This is a genomic window from Mycobacterium rhizamassiliense (genome assembly GCF_900157375.1).
Taxonomy (GTDB): domain Bacteria; phylum Actinomycetota; class Actinomycetes; order Mycobacteriales; family Mycobacteriaceae; genus Mycobacterium; species Mycobacterium rhizamassiliense.
On the sequence record NZ_LT721901.1, the window covers coordinates 5491031 to 5509513 of the forward strand.

Sequence of the window (18483 nt, forward strand, 5' to 3'; positions counted from 1 at the left end):
CATCGGGAAGCGCGACGGCACCTGAGGTGAGGGCAAACTCAGCGCGCCGACGGGCCGCCGGTGTTGTAGCCTGCGCGTGCGCTGTATCCATTTCCTGCCGGGACAGTCAGGGGCAAACGAGGACATGAGTGAGCTAATAGACGCGCAGCGGCAAAAATGCGCGATCAGTGTGCTCGGCGGCCCGACGACCGTCATCGACATCGCGGGCCGCCGGATCGTGATGGATCCGACGTTCGACCCGCCCGGCCCGCACGACTACCTGGAGAAGCTGACCGTTCCCGCGGTGGGCCCCGAAGCCCTCGGGCCGATCGATGCGGTACTGATCAGTCACGACCAGCATCCCGACAACCTGGACAACGCCGGCCGCCGGCTGGCCGAGGGCGCGCCGCTGATCGTCACCAACCCCGGCGCCGCGCGGCGCTTCGGGCCTCCTGCGGTGGGGCTGCAGCCGTGGCAGTCGTATTACCTGCCGGGTGGCCCGGGACGCGTTGCGGCACAAGCTGTTCCGGCGGTGCACGGTCCGGCCGACGGGATGCGCGACATCGATGGCCACGTCAACTGCGAGGTCACCGGGTTCGTGTTGTACGGGCCCGGCCTGCCCACCATCTACCTCAGCGGTGACAACGCCTCGATGAGTGCAGTCGGCGAGATCGCGGACCGCGTCGGCGAGATCGACATCGCGGTGCTCTTCGCGGGGGCGGCCAGCGTGCCGACCAAAGAGCGCGGGCGCCCGCTGACGCTGACCTCGGCCCGCGCGGCCGCCGCCGCCGAGGTGCTCGGCGCCAAGGTCGTGATACCGGCCCACGTCGAGGGCTGGGCCCACTTCACCGAGGGCCCCGCCGAATTCGCCGCGGCGTTCGACCAGGCGGGCATCAAACGGGTGCTGCGCACGGCCGCACGCGGCGAGTGGATCGACCTGACCTCGCTCGACCAGGAGTAGGCGACTTAGAGGCGGCCTTCGGTCCGCAGCTCCGGGTGCACCCAGTCGGGTGAGCGCCGCTCCTTGAACGCCCGGACACCCTCGCGGGCTTCGGCGTCCATCAGGCTGCTGGTCATCCCGATGCGGTCGTACAGGCCGAGGTAGTTGTCGATGCTGGACTTGATCACGTTGCGCGCGCGTGGGGCGGTCCGGCAGCTTTGCGCCAGCAGGTCGCACGCCACCCCGAACAGGTCCTCGTGCGGCACGACGCGGGTCACCAGACCCCAGTGCAGCGCCTCCTGCGCCGACAGCACGCGGCCGGTGAACATCAGGTCGCGAGTGCGCACCGGGCCGATCAGCCGCACCAGCATCTGGCTGTAGTAGGTGTCGGCGTAGCCGCGGAACAGCTCCGGCACCCGGAACGTCGCCCGCTCGCTGACCACCGACAGGTCGCTGCACAGGGCGATCTGCATGCCGCCGCCCTGGCAGAGCCCGTTGACCGCGGAGACGATGGGCTTGGCCGAGGTCCGCACCGAGTCGAACGGCGTCACGTCCATGCCCAGCGCGGCGCCGAAGGTGATCCAATCGTCGACGCCTCCCCCGCCTGTCATGTCGCCGCCGGGCGCGAACACGTCGCCGACTCCGGTGATCAGCAGGCCGGCCAGCTCGGTGTCCTGGCTGACCCTGCCTACGGCATAACGGATTCCGAAGTACATCGCGGGCGTCAGGGCGTTGCGCGCTTCGGGTCGGTCGATCGTGCACACGGCGATCGGTCCCTGGCGTTCGAAGGTCAGATACGGCGTCCCCAGCCAGTCCCCCTCGGGCGGGCGCGGGCTATCCGGTGTCGACGGCGTCTGCGCCACGGGGTTCCTCTCGGTCGGCTACCGAAGCTCTTACAGTAGGCGACGCCCGTGCCCCGTTATCGCAGGCCTAGACGAACGGCAGCGTGGCCGTTTCGATGGTCTCCGAGGCGTTGAGGATCAGGTTGCGATGCCTGTCCTGCAGCGCGGTCGTCGTTTCGGCGACCGGCCTGCCGCACTGGCTGCAGGTCGTCTTGAACTGCGGCTGGTCTTCTTCGTCGGGCCAGAACCGGCGCGGCCCGGCCTGGGCGCCCGGGTCATAGACGACCTGCTGGTGCGGGGCCTCTTTGAGGATCCTGCCCACCGGATGCATCTGCGGGCATTCGAGTTTCAGCGTGCCGATGCCTTCTTGGTTAGCCATTGGTCGTCCACCCTCCTCGCCGTGGTCGTCTCATTGTTCCCCTTACCCGCTGGGCGTGAATGTATAGGTCTCTCCATGCGCGAGGTAGACGAACTTTGTACTCGCCGTTGAGGCCTCAGCCGCCTTCTTGAAATCGTCGAGGCCAGATAGGAACACAGAGAAGTCGTTGTAGTGGATCGGGATGGCGGTGCGCGGCTTGGTGATCTCGACGGCCTTCACTCCCATCTCGCCCGTCATCGTCACGACGGAGACGAGGAAGGTCGTGCCGCCGGTGTGGATCAGGCCGAGGTCGATGTCGGGGTAGCGGCGCGGGATGTCCGCCAGCTCGTCGACGAGCATCGTGTCGCCGGTGATGTAGAGCCGGTAGAGCTGCTCGCCGTTGCGGCTGAAGTCGAGCAGGTGGCCGTTGACGGGCATGAGGAGTTCGAGGACCTCCTCATCGGTGGAGTGCTTGCCCGGCATCGCGGTGATCATGACGGTGGCGTCGCCCTTGCGCACCTCGAGCGATTCCCAGGTGTCCAGCGGGTAGCCCCGCCGAAAGCCGAGCGCGCCGAGCTTCTCAACCGCGTCGCCCGTCGAGACGATCGGCAGGTTCTTGTCGAGCTCTTGCGCGGCGACGTCGTCGAAGTGGTCGCCGTGGTAGTGCGACAGCACGACGAGGTCGATCGGGGGCAGGTCCGCGATCTGGCAGGCGGGCTCGACCTCGCGCCGCGCCCAGATGCCGTGGCCCAGAAAGACGTGCTCGCCTTTATGCAGGAAGGCGGGATCGGTCAGGATCGTCAGCCCGCCGAAGCGGATCAGCGTGGTGGCGTTGCCGATGAAGTAGACCTCGCCCTTGTCGAAATCGGCGGTGTCGCTGCCGGTCAGCTCTAACGAAGCCATTTGTGTTCTCCCTGGACTAGTCGCTTATCCGCGGAATCTCGATCTGCGCGTAATTCCCGATCGGCTGCAACGGGACCGACTCGCGGCCGCGGTACCAGGACAGCAGCCGCGTCCCCTCCTCGTCGTCAGCTGCAGGCCAGTCGTCGCCCTCCCCCGAGTCCTGGAAGTAGTCGAGCATGAAGTCGACAATCATCTGAGCCGGCACCGAATTCTGCGCATCGATCGCGTCGTTCGTGCCGGCGATGACGGTCAGAAACAAGTCGTATACGCGCGTCTTCCCGGCTCCCTCGAGCCTCGGCTGGAAGTACGGGCCGACCACTACTTGTGCGCCCCGCCGCGCATAGAACATTGCACGTCGTGCGGGATCGATGCCGTCCACCGCTGGGTGTCGGCGCGGATCCTCGATCTCCGCAAGCACAAGCGCGACACCGGGTTTCGCATACCACCGCTGCTGGGCCGCATCCATCAGCGCGTCACCGATACCACCGCCCCGAAGCCCGGGCCGCACCGAGACGTAGCCGATCAGGAGCACACGTGCGTGGGGAAAGGGATACCCCATGATGCAGCCCACCGGCCTGTCGCCGTCCAGCGCGCACAACCCCCATGCCTCGTCGTCGGCGAGTCCAGCAAGGAATGTGCCTAGCGTGTCGAGTTCGTTTGGCCCGAACGACGGTTCGAGAATCTCGCGATAGATCTCCTCGATCAGGTCCTCGCTCACTTCAGACCGCATGTCGCGGACCTGGATCCCGGTAGCCACCTCTTGATGCTGCCACTTCCCGCCGTGACGGGGACGCTGCTTCACCGGCTATTCGAGAAAATGACGTAGGCAGGTCAACCTTCTTTGGCACATTTTGTGAGATTTTTCGGTACGCCCTGTGAGATATTTAAGCCCCCCCTCGATGCGCGCGCGTTGCTTTAGGCCGGACGTTGGTGTGCCTCCGGATCAAGGTTTTTCGTGGCCGAACTTCGCGACGAACATCGACCGGGCCCTTTAGGGACACCGATCGGAGCAGATCGTGACAATGAATCTGAAGCCGCCCAGAGGACTCGTCGGGCCCGTCAACGCTGATGTCGTTCTGACCGGCGAAACGGGGGTCACCCAATGTCTTGGATAGGTGACGTCCAACATTTCTGGGGGGAATACACCCTCGCCATAGCGCTATTCGGGTTCGGCCTCGTTCTGTACACCCAGCTGTTCCCGAGCTGGCGACTACTGATGCGCACCTTGCCCCGGCACGACCGGCTCAATATGCCGTGGCAGGCGTTGGTTACCTTGGCCGGCTTGCTCGCGCGCGGCCTGGAGGCGCACTCGCTCCATACCGCAGTGCGATTGCGCATCGAACTCGAATTGTTGAACCGGCCCGAAAAGAAACCACTCAAGCTGCGTTACGACACCGACAAGGAATACAAAGAAGCCGTCGCCGACTGGAACGCCGCGATGAATAAATGGTCGGATGACGTCGGAAGGCGGCTGGCGGCCATTGCGGCGAAGAAGGACGAAAATGAACGGACCATCGTTGTCGAGAACTGCTCAGCGCTTCTCGGCAACGACGATATCGAGCGATATCTCGATGCCTGCGACGCGAAGAGTTTCTTGTCCAAGGTGACGATCAATTCCGGCTTCGTCGCACCGTTGCATCTCTTGACTGGCCTGCTGGCCTACTACGACGAGGAATGGGAGCCGGTGGTCGACGCCTATGGGCGATCGCTCATCCGCCTGGAGGACCCATTCGTGTACAGCAAGGCGCGCAAGATGCAGTCGTTCATCTTCGACTGCTGGCTGCTGTGGGGCCCCAGCATTCCCATCTGCACCTGCGAGGAGTGGCACGGGGAGGTGGCACTGCAGTACGGCTATGGCGACGAGAACAATTCGCTGACGTTGCGCTGTTCGTCGCCGCAGATGCTTCGTACGCTGGGTGAGAAATACGGCGGCCCCCATGACCGACTCGCGTTGCGGGCCCGTGTTTCTGGCGTCCTGAAGTGGGGCCCGGACCTCGGCACTGCCGGCTTTTGTCACGCACAGGTCGCCATCTCGACGGACAAGCGCCTCGTCCTCGACACGACCAGCGAATCGGACGGCATCCGCCCAGCCGGGGGGACTTCGGAGCAAGTGCACGCCCAGTACTACTCGGCCTACCTCTGGATCGCATTTGTCATGTGCAAACTGGACGCCGAGACCGGGAGGGTTGAGCCGCACAACCCCAAGCACAAGTGGCGCGACCTCATTCCGTTTTTCATCCACGCCAACATCGCGGATCCCGAGGCTTACGAATTCCACGTGAATCAACTTGCCCGGGGTGCCGTCGAAGCGGCCCGGCAGTTGCTCGTTGCCGAGCCGGACCTCATCCTGCGCTTCGGCTGCGCGATCGACGAGACCGGCTGCGGGTCCGACACGTTGTACGTCTTGGAGACGCCAAAGATCTCCGATCGGATGAGGGTCTTCGCACGCGAGGCAGCAAGACAGGAAGACGGAGAAGCGCTGCAGCGGTTGCACTTTGGTTCGGCAGAGCTGTTCGAGCTGGGCGAGTACTCCGCATGCGCGTTGCCCGAAATGGTCAACGATTACTTGGAGGATATCCAGGAAAAGGTAGAGGAAAAGGAGCTGACGTTTCGGGAGTTGCGCATCACCCGGAAGTCCGACCTCGATCTGCTCCGGACGTTCTACGACGAATGCTTTGAGCCGGAGTTTCCCGACGAGGACGAACGCGAATCCTACGAACAGATCGAAGCTTATCTCCGCCTCAAAGAGTTCGGTTGGTACGACAAGAACAACTACCACGTCATTGTCATGCTCGACGAGAATGACAATCCCATCGGAGGCTCGATATCGGACTATCTGAACCAACCGAACGCGGGCGTGATCGAGTACCTCGTCATCAAACCCGAATATCGCCAGAAGGGATGCGGCCGTCGTCTGCTCGAGCAGACCGAGCGCACCCTGCACGACGACGCGGACCGGAGCGAGAAGCGCCCGCTCGACTGGATCGCGGCCGAGGTTGACGACCCGTTTGTCACGAAGCGCCCCTTGCATGCCATCGATCCCTTTGTGGTGGCGAGGATTTGGCAGAAATGGAACTACCGAGTGCTCGACTTCCGCTACGTACAGCCGGCCCTCGCCAAAGACAAGAAGGCCGTCCACACGTTGTTCCTGACCGCCAAGACCTGTCCGGAGGGCAAGTTCGAGAAGATCTGCCCGATGGCGGACGGCGACGGGGCGTTGACTGATGGCGGGCCGGGCGGGAACGGCGAGACACCGAGGGCCCCCGACGTACCGAAGAGGGACGTGGAAATCCTCGTCCAGGAGTACCTGCGTTGGGCGATGCGCATTGATAATCCCGTTGGCCACAAGGACTTCCAGGCCATGAGCAATTCCATGCACGCCGGCGCCGTCCGCCTGATCCGGCTCGACGAGTATCTGGGCCCAAAGGAAGCAGACCTCCGCATCAACGAAGTGGTCGGCGACAAGGACCCCGAGCTAGGGCACGCGCTCGAGGTCTACAAAGCGGTGTTCGGAATCGGGGCGGGCGGAAAATTGGTAAACCCATTCGCGCTCACGTCGTCGAATGGGTCGGCGGACCGAGCCGACTGCCGCTGCCATTTATGGACCATCCGAATCGCAGAGAAGGCGGAGGGCGAAGAGACCCCCCGAAGCGCCGCGGACGCAAAACGCGAAGGGATAGCCCATTTCTGGACCACGCCGACCGCGGGCTTGGCCCGTTACGTGGAGTTCCTCGATTGGTCGCGCAAACCCAACCCGCTTCCGGAGCTCATCGCGCGGATCGAGGAGCGCATGGTTCGCGACGACGTTCGGTCGGGCGAGCAAATGATGCTCGCCGGCAAGAAATTGGAGCGTTACGGCAGGCAGCAGAGCAGCACCGGCAAGCCAATGATCCGCGCCGGCCAGAAGATGATCGCCGAAGGCAGGAAGAAGAGGGATCGCGACCAAGCAGAGGGACGCGATGGCGCGGGGGCCCGCGGCTGGTATCTCGAATGCGACGCGGCCAACCGCGAGCACTTTCAGAATGCGGGATTCCGGCAGGTCGGCGACGAGTGCCTGCGGCCGGGACTGCCCGGCCGACGCGTCTACCTGATGTACAAGCAGTTCGGGCCGTCGCGCGGCGGGCGGGACATTTCCGACGACGTCCATCGTCAAACCGTGGCGGAGATCTACAAACTCCTCGCGATCCCCCAGCCCGAAGCGGCGCCCGCGGCCAAAGGAGGCCGGCCGTGACGGCGCGACAGACGGGCGGCTGGGTGACCTTCAAGGGTTTGCGCGTGGGCACCCTCGGTTTCGGCGAAAATCTGGTCATCGCACTTACCTCGGTCGCGCCCGCATACAGTCTGGCCGCGACACTGGTCGCCCTGGTGACGGTTGCGGGTGTCAAGACGCCCGCCCTATTCATCGTCGGTTTCATCCCAGCTGTCCTGACCGCGTTCGCATTTCGCGAACTTGCGAAGGAGACCCCGGACTGCGGGTCGACCTTTACCTGGGTCACGCGCGCCTTCGGCCCCTGGGTCGGCTGGATAGGCGGCTGGGCTCTGGTCGTTGCGTCCACCGCAGCTCTGGGCAACGCCGCGCAGATCGCAGCGATTTATCTGCTAAAGGCGTACGACCTCAAGACGCTTGAACATTCGACGTGGACGCGGATCGTGGTGGGCGGCGCGACGGTCGCGGTCGTTGTCGCGCTGATGATCTTGCGACAGCCGAGCCTGGAGTCCACCGAGCGGTCCCGGGCCGCTACCTGGCTCCTGGTGGCGCAGGTTGTGGTGCTGGTGGTTATCGGCGTCGCCGCGTTGGTGACCCTCAGCCCGCACGTGAAGTCGACGGCGACCCAGATCGCGCTCGGCGGCGTGATCATCGCCGTGTTTGTCGTCTTGTGTCTGCGAGGTATTGACGGCACGGAGCGCTACCAGCGCGCGCTGCTGGCCGTGGAGCTGTTAATGCTCGTGATCCTCAGCGTTGTCGCGTTCGCGAAGGTGTTCACGGGTCACGCGGGGCCGCAGGCGCTCATGCCGCGATGGGACTGGATATCGCCGATCGGCTTGTCGATCACAGACCTTGCCCGAGGCACCGTGTTGTGTGTGTTCGCGTTCTGGGGCTGGGACACCCCGCTGTCGGTGTCGGAAGAGGCGAAGGAGCCGACGAAAAATCCGGGTAAGGCCGCCGTCTTGGCCACGGTCCTTCTTCTCCTGACATACCTGCTGGTCAGCGGTGCGCTACAGGCCTTCGCAGGCATCGGCACCACCGGAATGGGTCTGAGAAATCCAGCCCATGAGAACAACGCGCTCAGCGTTCTCGGCGGTCCGGTGCTGGGCACCGCCCTAGCGGCGCTCCTGTTGCTGGCGATCAGCTCGTCGGCGTTGGGTGCGGTGCTGACCTACGTAGCGCCAACGGCACGCACCATGCTGGCGATGGCCGTCTACCGGGCCCTGCCTCGGCGGTTCGCACTGGTTCACCGCCGTTACCAGACACCCTGGTTTGCGAGCGTCGTGATCGGTGCGCTTGGATTCGCGATCTATGCCGCGATGACGCTGATCAGCCGAAATTCATTGTCAGACATGGTGTCCGCACTCGCACTGGTCACCACCTTCTACTACGCCCTGACCGCTTTTGCCTGTGTGCGGACGTATTGGCGCAGAGCGCGCAAATCCATGCGGAGATTCGCTGTGCAGGTTGTGTTTCCGTTGCTCGGAGCGCTCGCGATGACGGCAGCCTTCGCCATCACCGCCTTCGAAAGTTACTCTCCCCATTACGGCAAGACCCACTTTGGGCCCGTTGGCGGCGTGTTCATCATGGGCATTGGCCTTTTGGCGCTGGGCATCCCGATCGCGTTGCTGTGCGCGAAGGGCGAGCATCTCAAGGCGTTCGTTGAGAAGATCTTCACGCGCGAAACTCTCGACGCCTTTGTCGGGCCCATCAAGAACTTCTTCACGCGCGAGACAGTCGAAACCTTCGTCCTTTCCGTCGAGCGCCTCTTCACACGCAAAACCCTCAAGGCCGTCCTCGCCGGCGTCAAGGCCTTCTCCGTCCGCAAGACACTCAAGGCCCTCGGTGCGCGCCTCAAAGTCTTTTTCACCCGCAAGACCCTCAAGGCACTGTCCAAGGGCGTCAAAACGTTCTTCACCGGCGATACCGTCGATGCCTTCTTTCGGGGCGAGACGCTCGACCGCAAGACCATCATCACCGTGTCCCCGCCGCCAGAGTCTGTGCCAGGACCGAGCACTGACACCGATGTTGCCGAAGAGGGGCAACTCAACGAGCCGACGGCCAGCACCCCGGCTTACAGCGGGTGATTCGTATTGTCCGCGGGGGGCTCTCCGCCACCGCAATCGCGGCTACCACGCCGATCACGGCTTGACGTCGAGGAATGTGTGGTCCCGGCTGGGATCGAACCAGCGACCTTCCGCGTGTGAAGCGGACGCTCTCCCACTGAGCCACGGGACCTGCGCCGAGAGGCGAACGACGTCGAAGACTAGCACGAACCGGGCATCGAGGATGCCGCCCCATGCGTCCCCAGGGTCACGCGCTAGCCTAGACACGGCCCGCATCGAGAGATTTGTGTGGGCCCGCTTTTGTGGACTATCGTCGTCCTTCGCAACGGGCGACGATCTCGTCCGTAGCGCGCGGATGTAGCGCAGTTGGTAGCGCATCACCTTGCCAAGGTGAGGGTCGCGGGTTCGAATCCCGTCATCCGCTCGAAGGTGCAAGAGGCATCAATCCAGCGGTGGAGTGGCCGAGTGGTGAGGCAACGGCCTGCAAAGCCGTGCACACGGGTTCGATTCCCGTCTCCACCTCCAATTTTTGCTCCCAGCGCGATTAGCTCAGCGGGAGAGCGCTTCCCTGACACGGAAGAGGTCACTGGTTCAATCCCAGTATCGCGCACCACAGTTTCACCAGCTCAGCGGCGCATTTAAGTGCCCAGCTTGGAGCTCAGGGGATCCGAACCCCTGACCCCCATTCCTCAGTTCTCGACGAGATCCGGGATCGGCTCGGCTTCCGTCAGCCAGTGCCGGCCAGCCTCGCGGGCCGCCTCCCACTTCGGGATGCTCACCGCGTCGTCCTGGCCGAGATCATCGGGCGTCGGGCCGATGCGTTGGACGAGCGGCGCGAGTGCCGCCAGATCGAAGTTGTAGATCTCGGCCGCGGCCAGCCCCAGCATCTGCCGAGTCTCTTCGATGGGGATGTCCCAGAACGCGTGCCGAAGCCATTTGCGGGTGTTAGGCCAGGTTCCTTCCGGGTGGGGATAGTCGTTGCCCCACAACATGTTCGGGACGCCGATCTCGTAGCGCCGCGCCAGCTCCCGCCGCTCGGTCGTGGTGGCACCGATGAAGCAGTTCCGGTCGAAGTACGCCGAGGGAGGCATCGTCAGGTCGCCCTCGAGCAGCTTGCTCATCTTCTTCGCCGAGTGCTCACGCAGGAAGCGGGTGTCCATCAGCCAGAGCAGGTCGTTGGCCCAGAACGCGCCGCACTCGGTCGCACCCCAGCGCAGTGTCGGGAAGCGCTCGAATACGCCGGCCCACAGGGCGAACCACAGCGGCCGGGCTCCCCACCACCGCACCTCGGTGGTGTAGATGCCCAGGTGCGGTCCGTACTCCTCGCTCGGGGCCGGACCCACGTGGGTGTGCACCGGCATCCGCAGGTCTTGGCAAGCGGCCCAGACCTTGTCGTAGCGCCGGTCGTGGTACGGCGGGTAGTCGCCCCACAACACCGGGATCAGGATCCCGCCCCGCAGACCGGCTTCGGCGGCTCGCGCGATCTCGGCGACCGCGGCATCGACGTCCGCCAGGATCGGTATCACCGCAACGCCGGCGCGCCGCTCGGGGCTGTGACTGCACAGCTCCGCCAACCACCGGTTGTGGGCCCGCGCCCCGGCCATCGCACGACCCGGGTCGAGGTTGCCCGACTGCCCCAGACCCGCGCCGAAGGGAGCCCCGGCGACCCCCGTCACGGCATCGGCGTCGGGGAAGATGACCTCGCCGGCCACGCCGTCGCCGTCGAGCTCTTTGTCCCGCTGCGCGACATCCCATCCGCCGGCGATGCCCTCGCCGTTTTCGGAGAACCACTCTTGCGCGAACTCCTCGTCGATGAACCCGCCGGCCTGCGACGCGGCGATCTTCTCGGCGAGGTAGGCCTCGAAGTCCTCGCGGTATTCGGGGTCGACGTACTCGCGATACATCTCGGTCGGGAGCTCGGCATGGGTGTCTGCGGAGATGATGACGTACGGGTCCACGATGGTCCTTTCGCTACCAGGTACGAATCGGGTCGGGCTCGAATACGGTGCTGCTCGCGCCCGCGGGCACGGACGCCAGCGGCTCGGCGACCTCGGTCACGGTCGGGCCGATGCGGCTGACCAGGGGCGCAAGGGCGTCCAGGTCGAAGCCGTACACGGCTGCCGCGTTTCCGCCGAGCATGGCCGCCACCTCCTCGGACGGAACGCCACTAAACGTGTAGCGCAACGCTTCTCGGGTGAAGGTCCCCGTTCCCTCCAGGTGCGGGTAGTCGCTGCCCCACATGATTCGGTCGACACCGATGTCGTGGCGCTCGGCGCACTCGACGGGTCGCATGAAGCTGGCGCCGACGTAGCACTGACGGGCCCAGAACTCGCTGGGCTTGAGGCTCAACGAGCCGGCGGTCGGGCCGGCGAAGCGGGCGATCGCCGAGCCCTCGCGCGCGTAGCGGGCCGCCGCGACGTCGAGCGAGTCGAGAGTGGCAGGGATCCATCCGGCACCCTGCTCGGTGAAGGCCACGGTCAGATCCGGATAGCGATCCATGACGCCGCTGAACATCAAGTGCCACAGCGCGCGGTGCGCAAACCAGTGCGTCTCGTACACCCACACCGCGAACGAGCTGCCCCATCCGTCCAACGGGCTCGGTCCGGCGTTGCCGCCGTGGTGATTAACGACGAGGCCGGCCTCGGCGCAGGCCGCCCACAGCGGCTCCCAGTGTTCGGCGTAGAGCTGCGGGATGGCCGCCCCGGGCGGAATCCCGGGCAGCAGAACGCCGCCGCGCAGGCCGAGCTTGGCGATCTGAGCCACCTCGGCGATAGCCTCGTCGAGGTCCTGGAGCATGACCTGTCCCACCCCGGCACGCCGCTCGGGCGACAACGAACAGAAGTCGGCCAGCCAGCGATTGTGCGCACGCAGGCCGGCCCAGCGCAGCTCCAGCTCACGGGCGGTCTCCGGCGGCGTCGCGGCCAGGCTCGACGAAGGAAAGAACGGCGGAATGGTGTTGGGGTAGATGACCTCCCCCGCGACGCCCTCTTTGTCCAGATCCGCGTTGCGTCGGTCGCTGTCCCAACTGCGTTCGGCGTCGGTATCGGCGAGGTCGGCGAACGGGTTGACGTAAGTCTTTGCCCAGCTGTCGAATTCGTCGCGGTAGTGCGGATCGAGATAGTCGCGATAGTCGAGCAGGTCGGCGCCCGCGTGGCAGTCGGCCGAGATAACCGTGTACCGATCCATGCGTTACGCCCGCGCCGGCTCGGGCCTGGGCGCCGCGAGCAGGGCGACGTCGTCGTAGCGCTGGTGCACGTACGGCAGCAGCCACTCCTGCGGCACCCGCTCCGCGATCCGCCCGACCTGGACCGTGCGCCGGCGACACCAGGTAACCGACTTGATCTCGCGGATCACGATGTCGGCCAACGGGTCCAGCGGCGACTCCCCCAACTCGAGCGTGCCGTCGATGTTCTCCAGCAGCTCGTAGTGCCGGTGGTACTCGCCGTAGACCAGGTGCGGGTCGGTGATGCCGTTGCCGTCGGGCGCGCGCAGGAACTTGAAGTAGAACTCGGTGTTCACCTGGTCGGGCGGCAACTCCGCGGGGCCGGTGACCCGACCGTTGAGTGTGACGAGCTGGTAGCCCAGCCGGTTGACGGCGGCGGTAATACGGTCGCCGTCACGCTCCACCTCGATGTGGGCGAGTTTCTTTGGCTCACCGAATGTTTCGCGCCCGCCGGTGACCGACTGCTCGGTGGACTGGGGCATGAAGAGGGGATAGTCGCCCTCGAGTTCGCCGTGCCGGGCGGTCACCGAGAACACCGCCGACCCGAATGGTGGCCTGCCCTCGATTCGGACCCGCTGTAGCTGGATGCGCACCAGCGGTTCGGCGGACGGCTCCAGCGGCTTGGGTAGCACCGCCGCGACGATGTCGGGGTCCGTGAGGTAGGTAATGGTCACCGCCTCGGTGGCAATCGGCGCCTTGGTGGCGTCGATCTCGTGGTCGACCCGCGCCTCCGGCGGCCGAGGTCCGTAGCGAATGACGTTGGTAATCAACGCTTTCCTCCTTCGGTTTCCGACGCGGTCCCGGCGTGCGTGCCGAGGACGTCGACCAAATAGTCGGGCTCGCCGCGAGCCAGGATGGACGCCGCTTTCTTGCTCACGACCTGATCGGATGCTGCGGGCGGGCCCATCATCCAGAAGCTGTCCGCCCGGATTCCCTCGACGACCTGATCGGCGACGGTCTCCAACGGCGTGAATTCGACGTGCGCACCGGCAGATTCGAACCGGGCCACCACCCGCTCCAGGGTCTGGTCGGGCGTGTGGCGTTCCTGGGTCGCGGCGTACTGCTGCGGCCGGTGCCGCCACGATTCCCAGATCCCGGTGTTCAAGAAGCCGCCGGGGAAGAGCACATGCGCGCGCACCCGTGTCCCCGTCATCTCCAGATGCGTGTACAGGCTTTCGGTCAGGCACAGCACCGCGGCCTTGGTCATCGGATACACCGCCGTCGCGGGTCCGCCCATGGCCCCCCGGGCGATCGGCGCGAATCCGCCGTTGCCCGAGCAGGTGTTGACCACGTGCCCCTCGCCCTGCTCCAGGAGGACGGGCACGAAGGCCTTGATGCCATGGATGACGCCGAGCACGTTGACGTCGATCCCCCAGCGCCAGTCGGCGAGGTCGTGCTCCCACATGTAGCCCTCGGAGACGGCGCCGGTGCCGGCGTTGTTGCACACCACGTCCACCGCGCCAAAGCGAGAAACGGCTTCCTTGGCCAGCGACTCAACCGAGGAGTAGTCGGTGACGTCGGTGACCACGCCGACCGCCTCGACGCCCTCGTCCGCGAGCGCCCGGGTCGCCTGCTCCAGCGACTCGACGAGCACATCGGCCAGCACCACCTTCATGCCTTCTTGGCCGAAACGCCTGCCCATGGCGCGGCCGATACCCCCGGCTCCGCCGGTCACGACCGCCACCTTGCCCCGAAGGTCCTTCATTGTGGCCATCGTCACACGGTCGCTTATGCCACCGCAACGAGTCGCACTATGCGACTATTGCGCGCATGGCTCCGCGGCCCTCGCCACAGACCGAGCGGGTGGTGAACCTGTTCGAGCAGCTGGCACAGGCCGCGACTCAGGGGATGACATTGGCCGAGGTGTCGCGCCGATTGAGCGTCCACAAAGCCAGCTGCCACTCGATGCTGTCCGAGTTACTCAAAGCCGGCTGGCTGCTGCGCGACCCGGTTCGCAAGACCTATCACCTGGGTCCCGCGCTGGTCCGCCTCGGCCGAGAGGCAGCGGATCGCTATCCGGCGCTGGTGTTGGCACGCTCCGCGATGGCCGAGCTGTCGGCCGCGACGGGCGCCCACTGCGTCGCCTTCTCGGTGAGCGACGACTACTCGACGGTCGTCGATCAGGTGCGCAGCCATCGCGGCGGCGGTCACCCGATGCCGATCGGCACCCAGTTCCCCCACCGCCCGCCGTATGGGGCGTCGACCGTCGCATGGACGTTGCCGGAGGCTCGCGAGCGCTGGCTCGCGGCGCTACCCGAAGACGTGCGTGATCGCTATCGCCAGGCCATCACCAACGCGCAGCAACGCGGCTACGCGGTTGGCCTTCACCTCCTGCCCGACCTGCGCCTGCAGGAACTGGCGCTGATCGTCCGCAGCGCCGAGGTGCGTTCCACCCGGCTGAGCCAGTTGGCGCAGGCATTGACCGACGAACTGATCCACCAGGAGGAGTGGTTCCCGATCAGCTTGGCCCCGGACCGCACCTACGAGGTGAGCCATATCGACTCTCCGATTCTGGAGCCCAGCTCCCGCATCGCCCTGATGCTGAGCCTGGTGCCCAGCGCCGAGCCAATAAGCGGCGCGGCGGTCACCCGGATGGGCGCGCAGCTCGCGGCCGCGACCCGCCGACTCAGCGACGCGTTGGCCGAAGAGTCCCCGCCCCCCGGCGAGCCAAATAGGTTGCTAGGCAACGGCTAAAGCCGCTCGGCGTCCGCGGCACCAAAATTTCCCGGATACCCGGCGCTGGCACGGCGCGCTGGCTACGATTCCTTCATCTTTGCGCCGCTTTAAGAGCGCACACTCACGGCATTGTCAACGCCAAAAGAATGGAAACGCCCCAAATGCCCTCACCTCGCTGGCTCGCTCGCCTGGCCATCCCCACGCTCGTCGGCGCCGCCCTGGTGGCCAACCCCGCAATAGCGGCTGCCACCACTCCGCAGGACGAGGCGTACCTCAACCAATTGCGCGCCGTCGGCCTCACCTGGCCACCCCAGACAGAAGAGGCACTGATCGGGGAGGCGCACCTCATCTGCTACGACCTGACGTGGGGTTGGACGCCACAACAAATCGCCGACGAGGTGCACCAGCACCTGGACAAGCGGGGCGTGACATTGCTGGACGTCGGCACCATGGTCAACGCCGCGCATTCGACCTACTGCCCGGGCAACGTGTGCGACGCGCCTTCCCTGTGCACCTGACGGCCACTAGGTAGCGGATTCGCACGATAGCGAACCGGCGTTAGTCAAATAACACGCCATATGGCCTTCGCGCGCCCAGCAAACTGGGGGTTAAGAGCCCTGCATCCCCGCTGCCGCAGGCCCGCCGGCCGGCCACGGAAGAGCCCCGCCCCGCGGCCATAAACGACCCGCAATCGTGTTATTTCCGTTGCCTGCCGACGCCGAACGGTTATCGAAATGTGTCGGGACTGCCAACGGGCACCACAAATGGAAACCGCAAATGCCCGGCGAAAGGCCATCCGGTCAATACTGGCGGGTTTAACGACGGCGAAATCACAGACCCTTGGCCCCGTCAAGACTGCGCGTTATCCGCCGTTGCCCTGACGCGCGGCCAAGCCTTAAGGCACCGGGGTAACGAGGCTTTCCCAAGCGGTCGAACGCCGCATTTCGTTGGGCTGTCTTTGTTCTCGACCACCCGCCTGGACTGGGCCGGTTGTCAATGAGTCGCGCCGATACGGCGCGGTACCACTGCGAGGTACGCCGACTCTATTCGTATAAAGAGGAGGACGCCTTGCTGTCGCCGTCGTGGGGAGAGTCGCAGGAAGTGCACTGTATTCCGCCACCGCTGGTGATGCACTCGCTGATGCAGTCGGCCTTACCGATACCGATGGTAAGTAGAAACGCTCCCACCGCCGCCACAAACAGTGCCGTAATCGTTTCCATTGCCCCACCTCCTGCCTGATGACTTTGCTCTAAAAATTTCAGGGATTCCACGCCGAAATTGACGCCATACCAGTACTTCTGGCTTCGTATCGGCCCGCGAGGCCTCAACCGCAGGACTAATTGACGCGACTGTCAATACCGATGGCTTCAAACACGCCGTCGACACATACCGAAAGATTCGTCAATAGGTAACTTTTTAAGCCGTCTAACTAAAAGTGGACGGCGTCAGTCGCCCCCATCGACACCGAACGAGGTCGGTGACAGCGCCCCGAAGGCGCCCCTACCGCCGCAATGGCGCCGCAGCCACCGCCGCACGCTCATCCAGCAATTGGTCGATCAGCTCGGTGCTGGGCATGCGTTCGCATACCACCCGCGCCACCCGCCAGGCGCGGGACAGCAACCGAAGCTCTGCATCGATGGCATCGAGGTCGCGCATGCCCGGAGCGTAAATCCGCGCCGCACTCGCCGCACTTCACCCTTTGCCAGCGTGACGGCATGCGGCGCAGGTACCGAGAGCTCAAGGGCTCAGCGATTCTCGCGGGGTTAGCCGGCGGTCAAAGAAGACCGCGGTGCTGGTCCTCTTGCTGCTGCTGAAGGGACTCTTCCAGCTTGCCCAAATAGTCGACGACCTCGAAGTGCGAGGTGAGCAGCCAATCCAACACCCGCTTGTTGTGCTCTTCTATCTCGGCCGGGCTCAGCGTGCTGTGATCCTTCGCGGCGGTGCTGACGAGGTAATCCCTCAGGCTGTTGGTCGTGCGCATTGATGGCGTGGACGGAATCTTGACGTCGCGCAGAAATGTGTTCGGGCGGGAATCGGTCACGGCGCTCTTCCTTCGCTCTCGGCTGCTGCTTTCCGGGCCTGCACCTCGTCTTCGACCGACCGCAAATGGCTATCGTGCGCGGCCTGCCAGTGCCGGTCTGCCTCCTGCTGCAACTTATCGGGCGAGCCGGCGACATCCGAGTCAGCGTGGCACCGCACGCCGTTTTCACGGGATTGGAGGCCGCGGAGCGTGATGACTTCGGCAACCGTCAGAAGCGCGCAATTCCACAGCTCAGACAGCGTTTCAGCTGCTCTCCCCGGGGGTGGTTACGCGGCCGTTCCACCCGAGTTCGCCGTCAGCGAACGTTAGAGTCGAATCCAAACAGGGCACTAAAGTGGAGTGCAGAATCTAGGAGGAGCACACACATGGTCAAACAGTCGTTGACGAGACTGGGTGTCGCAGTCGGCGGTCTAGCACTGACGTTGACCGCCGGTGCCGGGATCGCATCCGCGGACCCCGACTACGGTCCGATGATCAACACGACCTGCACGTACGATCAAGCGGTCGCTGCGTTACGCGCGCAGAACCCGATGTTCGCGTCGTACCTCGAGCAGTCACCGCCGAACGTGGCGTTCCTGCATCAGTACGTGAATTCGACGCCGGATCAGCGAGTAGCTCTGCTGCACAAGGTTGAGCACAACCAGGGCGCGCAGCAGGCGTTTCCGATCTTCCAGCAGATGTTCACCACCTGCAACAACTTCTGATCCACGGCTGAACCGTTGCGGCGAACGCGTTGCGCCGCAACGGTTTTCCGGGGCTAGCCGGTACGATTAGGCGCGGCCCGTGCGACCATCACAAATGTCGAAAGCCCGATTGCTATTCGCAGTCGGGCTTCCGGCGTTTGGGGATTCTCAGAGCGGGTCGTTGTTCATGTCCGGGCAGAACGCCAGGACGGCGGCAGCGGCGATCACATTCGCCTGGCTGCTCGTGTAGCCGAGGCCTTGAATCCTCTGCACGGCTTCTGGCCCCGGGAGGCTATTGCGCAGTTCCTGGCACAGCGTCGTGCCGATGTGGACGATCTTGTCCTGATTGCCATAGCTGATGTGATGCGAGCTGAGCGTGGTCAGATAATCCGACGTGGAGTCTGCGTGGGCAACCCCGGGAACGGCACACATCAATCCGGACAAGGCAGCAAGCGAGGCCAGAACCGATTTCATGCGCGGAGCTTAAATCGCTAGCGTTACTTTTCGATGAACGAAGGCTGAACGAACGGACCGCAGCTGGCCAACTCCTCGAGCTCTTATAGCT

The 18483-nt window shown here is 64.8% G+C and carries 17 protein-coding genes and 4 tRNA genes; 9 read left to right on the forward strand and 12 right to left on the reverse strand.

Annotation, left to right across the window (positions count from 1 at the left end):
* The first annotated feature begins 136 nt into the window (after nt 1–136).
* Nucleotides 137–940 carry an MBL fold metallo-hydrolase gene (locus MRAB57_RS25915; protein WP_077090871.1) on the forward strand — a complete coding sequence of 268 codons (804 nt, stop codon included), beginning with the start codon at nt 137–139 and terminating at the stop codon, nt 938–940.
* 5 nt (nt 941–945) lie between these two features.
* Here MRAB57_RS25915 and MRAB57_RS25920 read toward each other — a convergent pair whose 3' ends face one another.
* The 4 genes from MRAB57_RS25920 to MRAB57_RS25935 form a co-directional block, all read right to left on the reverse strand.
* Nucleotides 946–1782, reverse strand: coding sequence for an enoyl-CoA hydratase/isomerase family protein (locus MRAB57_RS25920; RefSeq protein ID WP_077089885.1), 837 nt, complete (start codon nt 1780–1782; stop codon nt 946–948).
* A gap of 67 nt (nt 1783–1849) precedes the next feature.
* Complete coding sequence (locus MRAB57_RS25925; RefSeq protein WP_077089886.1) at nt 1850–2140, reverse strand: hypothetical protein; 291 nt, start codon at nt 2138–2140, stop codon at nt 1850–1852.
* 42 nt (nt 2141–2182) lie between these two features.
* A complete protein-coding gene (locus MRAB57_RS25930) occupies nt 2183–3022 on the reverse strand; it encodes an MBL fold metallo-hydrolase (RefSeq protein WP_077089887.1) in 840 nt (279 codons plus the stop codon).
* A 16-nt stretch (nt 3023–3038) separates the two neighbouring features.
* Entirely contained in the window at nt 3039–3779 is a 741-nt protein-coding gene (locus tag MRAB57_RS25935) for a GNAT family N-acetyltransferase (RefSeq protein WP_157900668.1), read from the reverse strand.
* 459 nt (nt 3780–4238) lie between these two features.
* On the opposite strand from MRAB57_RS25935, the gene MRAB57_RS25940 reads away from it, so the two are divergent.
* Together MRAB57_RS25940 and MRAB57_RS25945 are read left to right on the forward strand one after the other, a co-directional pair.
* Nucleotides 4239–7253: a GNAT family N-acetyltransferase gene (locus tag MRAB57_RS25940; protein ID WP_157900669.1), complete on the forward strand. Its 3015-nt coding sequence runs from the start codon at nt 4239–4241 to the stop codon at nt 7251–7253.
* A complete protein-coding gene (locus MRAB57_RS25945) occupies nt 7250–9316 on the forward strand; it encodes an APC family permease (RefSeq protein WP_077089890.1) in 2067 nt (688 codons plus the stop codon). Before MRAB57_RS25940 ends, MRAB57_RS25945 begins: the two co-directional genes overlap by 4 nt.
* A 79-nt stretch (nt 9317–9395) precedes the next feature.
* Here the strand turns inward: MRAB57_RS25945 and MRAB57_RS25950 are convergent.
* Nucleotides 9396–9467: transfer RNA gene (locus MRAB57_RS25950), tRNA-Val, on the reverse strand.
* A 179-nt stretch (nt 9468–9646) separates the two neighbouring features.
* Here MRAB57_RS25950 and MRAB57_RS25955 point away from each other — a divergent pair.
* From MRAB57_RS25955 to MRAB57_RS25965, 3 genes are all read left to right on the forward strand, one after another.
* Nucleotides 9647–9719 (forward strand) — tRNA-Gly (locus MRAB57_RS25955).
* 27 nt (nt 9720–9746) lie between these two features.
* Nucleotides 9747–9820, forward strand: a tRNA-Cys gene (locus tag MRAB57_RS25960).
* 13 nt (nt 9821–9833) lie between these two features.
* Nucleotides 9834–9908: transfer RNA gene (locus tag MRAB57_RS25965), tRNA-Val, on the forward strand.
* A 76-nt stretch (nt 9909–9984) separates the two neighbouring features.
* Here MRAB57_RS25965 and MRAB57_RS25970 read toward each other — a convergent pair.
* From MRAB57_RS25970 to MRAB57_RS25985, 4 genes are read right to left on the reverse strand one after another with little or no spacing between them, the layout of a single operon-like run.
* Nucleotides 9985–11253 (reverse strand): amidohydrolase family protein, encoded by a 1269-nt coding sequence (locus MRAB57_RS25970; protein ID WP_077089891.1) that lies wholly within the window; start codon nt 11251–11253, stop codon nt 9985–9987.
* Between the two features lie 13 nt (nt 11254–11266).
* A complete protein-coding gene (locus MRAB57_RS25975; RefSeq protein WP_077089892.1) occupies nt 11267–12481 on the reverse strand; it encodes an amidohydrolase family protein in 1215 nt (404 codons plus the stop codon).
* A 3-nt stretch (nt 12482–12484) separates the two neighbouring features.
* Nucleotides 12485–13288 carry an acetoacetate decarboxylase family protein gene (locus MRAB57_RS25980; protein WP_077089893.1) on the reverse strand — a complete coding sequence of 268 codons (804 nt, stop codon included), beginning with the start codon at nt 13286–13288 and terminating at the stop codon, nt 12485–12487.
* The gene (locus tag MRAB57_RS25985; protein WP_083743533.1) at nt 13285–14223 is read right to left on the reverse strand and encodes an SDR family NAD(P)-dependent oxidoreductase; all 939 of its coding nucleotides are present in this window, start codon (nt 14221–14223) and stop codon (nt 13285–13287) included. Before MRAB57_RS25985 ends, MRAB57_RS25980 begins: the two co-directional genes overlap by 4 nt.
* 65 nt (nt 14224–14288) lie before the next feature.
* Between MRAB57_RS25985 and MRAB57_RS25990 the strand changes: the two genes are divergently transcribed.
* Together MRAB57_RS25990 and MRAB57_RS25995 are read left to right on the forward strand one after the other, a co-directional pair.
* On the forward strand, nt 14289–15212 hold the full coding sequence (locus tag MRAB57_RS25990) for a helix-turn-helix domain-containing protein (protein ID WP_077089895.1): 924 nt from the start codon (nt 14289–14291) through the stop codon (nt 15210–15212).
* A gap of 143 nt (nt 15213–15355) precedes the next feature.
* Nucleotides 15356–15712 carry a DUF732 domain-containing protein gene (locus MRAB57_RS25995; RefSeq protein WP_077089896.1) on the forward strand — a complete coding sequence of 119 codons (357 nt, stop codon included), beginning with the start codon at nt 15356–15358 and terminating at the stop codon, nt 15710–15712.
* A gap of 982 nt (nt 15713–16694) precedes the next feature.
* On the opposite strand, the gene MRAB57_RS28710 is transcribed toward MRAB57_RS25995, so the two are convergent.
* Nucleotides 16695–16850 carry a hypothetical protein gene (locus MRAB57_RS28710; RefSeq protein ID WP_157900670.1) on the reverse strand — a complete coding sequence of 52 codons (156 nt, stop codon included), beginning with the start codon at nt 16848–16850 and terminating at the stop codon, nt 16695–16697.
* Between the two features lie 118 nt (nt 16851–16968).
* Nucleotides 16969–17235: a hypothetical protein gene (locus MRAB57_RS26000; protein ID WP_077089897.1), complete on the reverse strand. Its 267-nt coding sequence runs from the start codon at nt 17233–17235 to the stop codon at nt 16969–16971.
* 365 nt (nt 17236–17600) lie between these two features.
* Here MRAB57_RS26000 and MRAB57_RS26005 point away from each other — a divergent pair, with 365 nt between their 5' ends.
* Entirely contained in the window at nt 17601–17939 is a 339-nt protein-coding gene (locus tag MRAB57_RS26005) for a hemophore-related protein (protein WP_077089898.1), read from the forward strand.
* A 147-nt stretch (nt 17940–18086) separates the two neighbouring features.
* Here the strand turns inward: MRAB57_RS26005 and MRAB57_RS26010 are convergent, their stop codons facing one another.
* Nucleotides 18087–18392, reverse strand: a complete 306-nt coding sequence (locus MRAB57_RS26010) for a DUF732 domain-containing protein (protein WP_077089899.1) — start codon at nt 18390–18392, stop codon at nt 18087–18089.
* Nucleotides 18393–18483 lie beyond the last annotated feature (91 nt).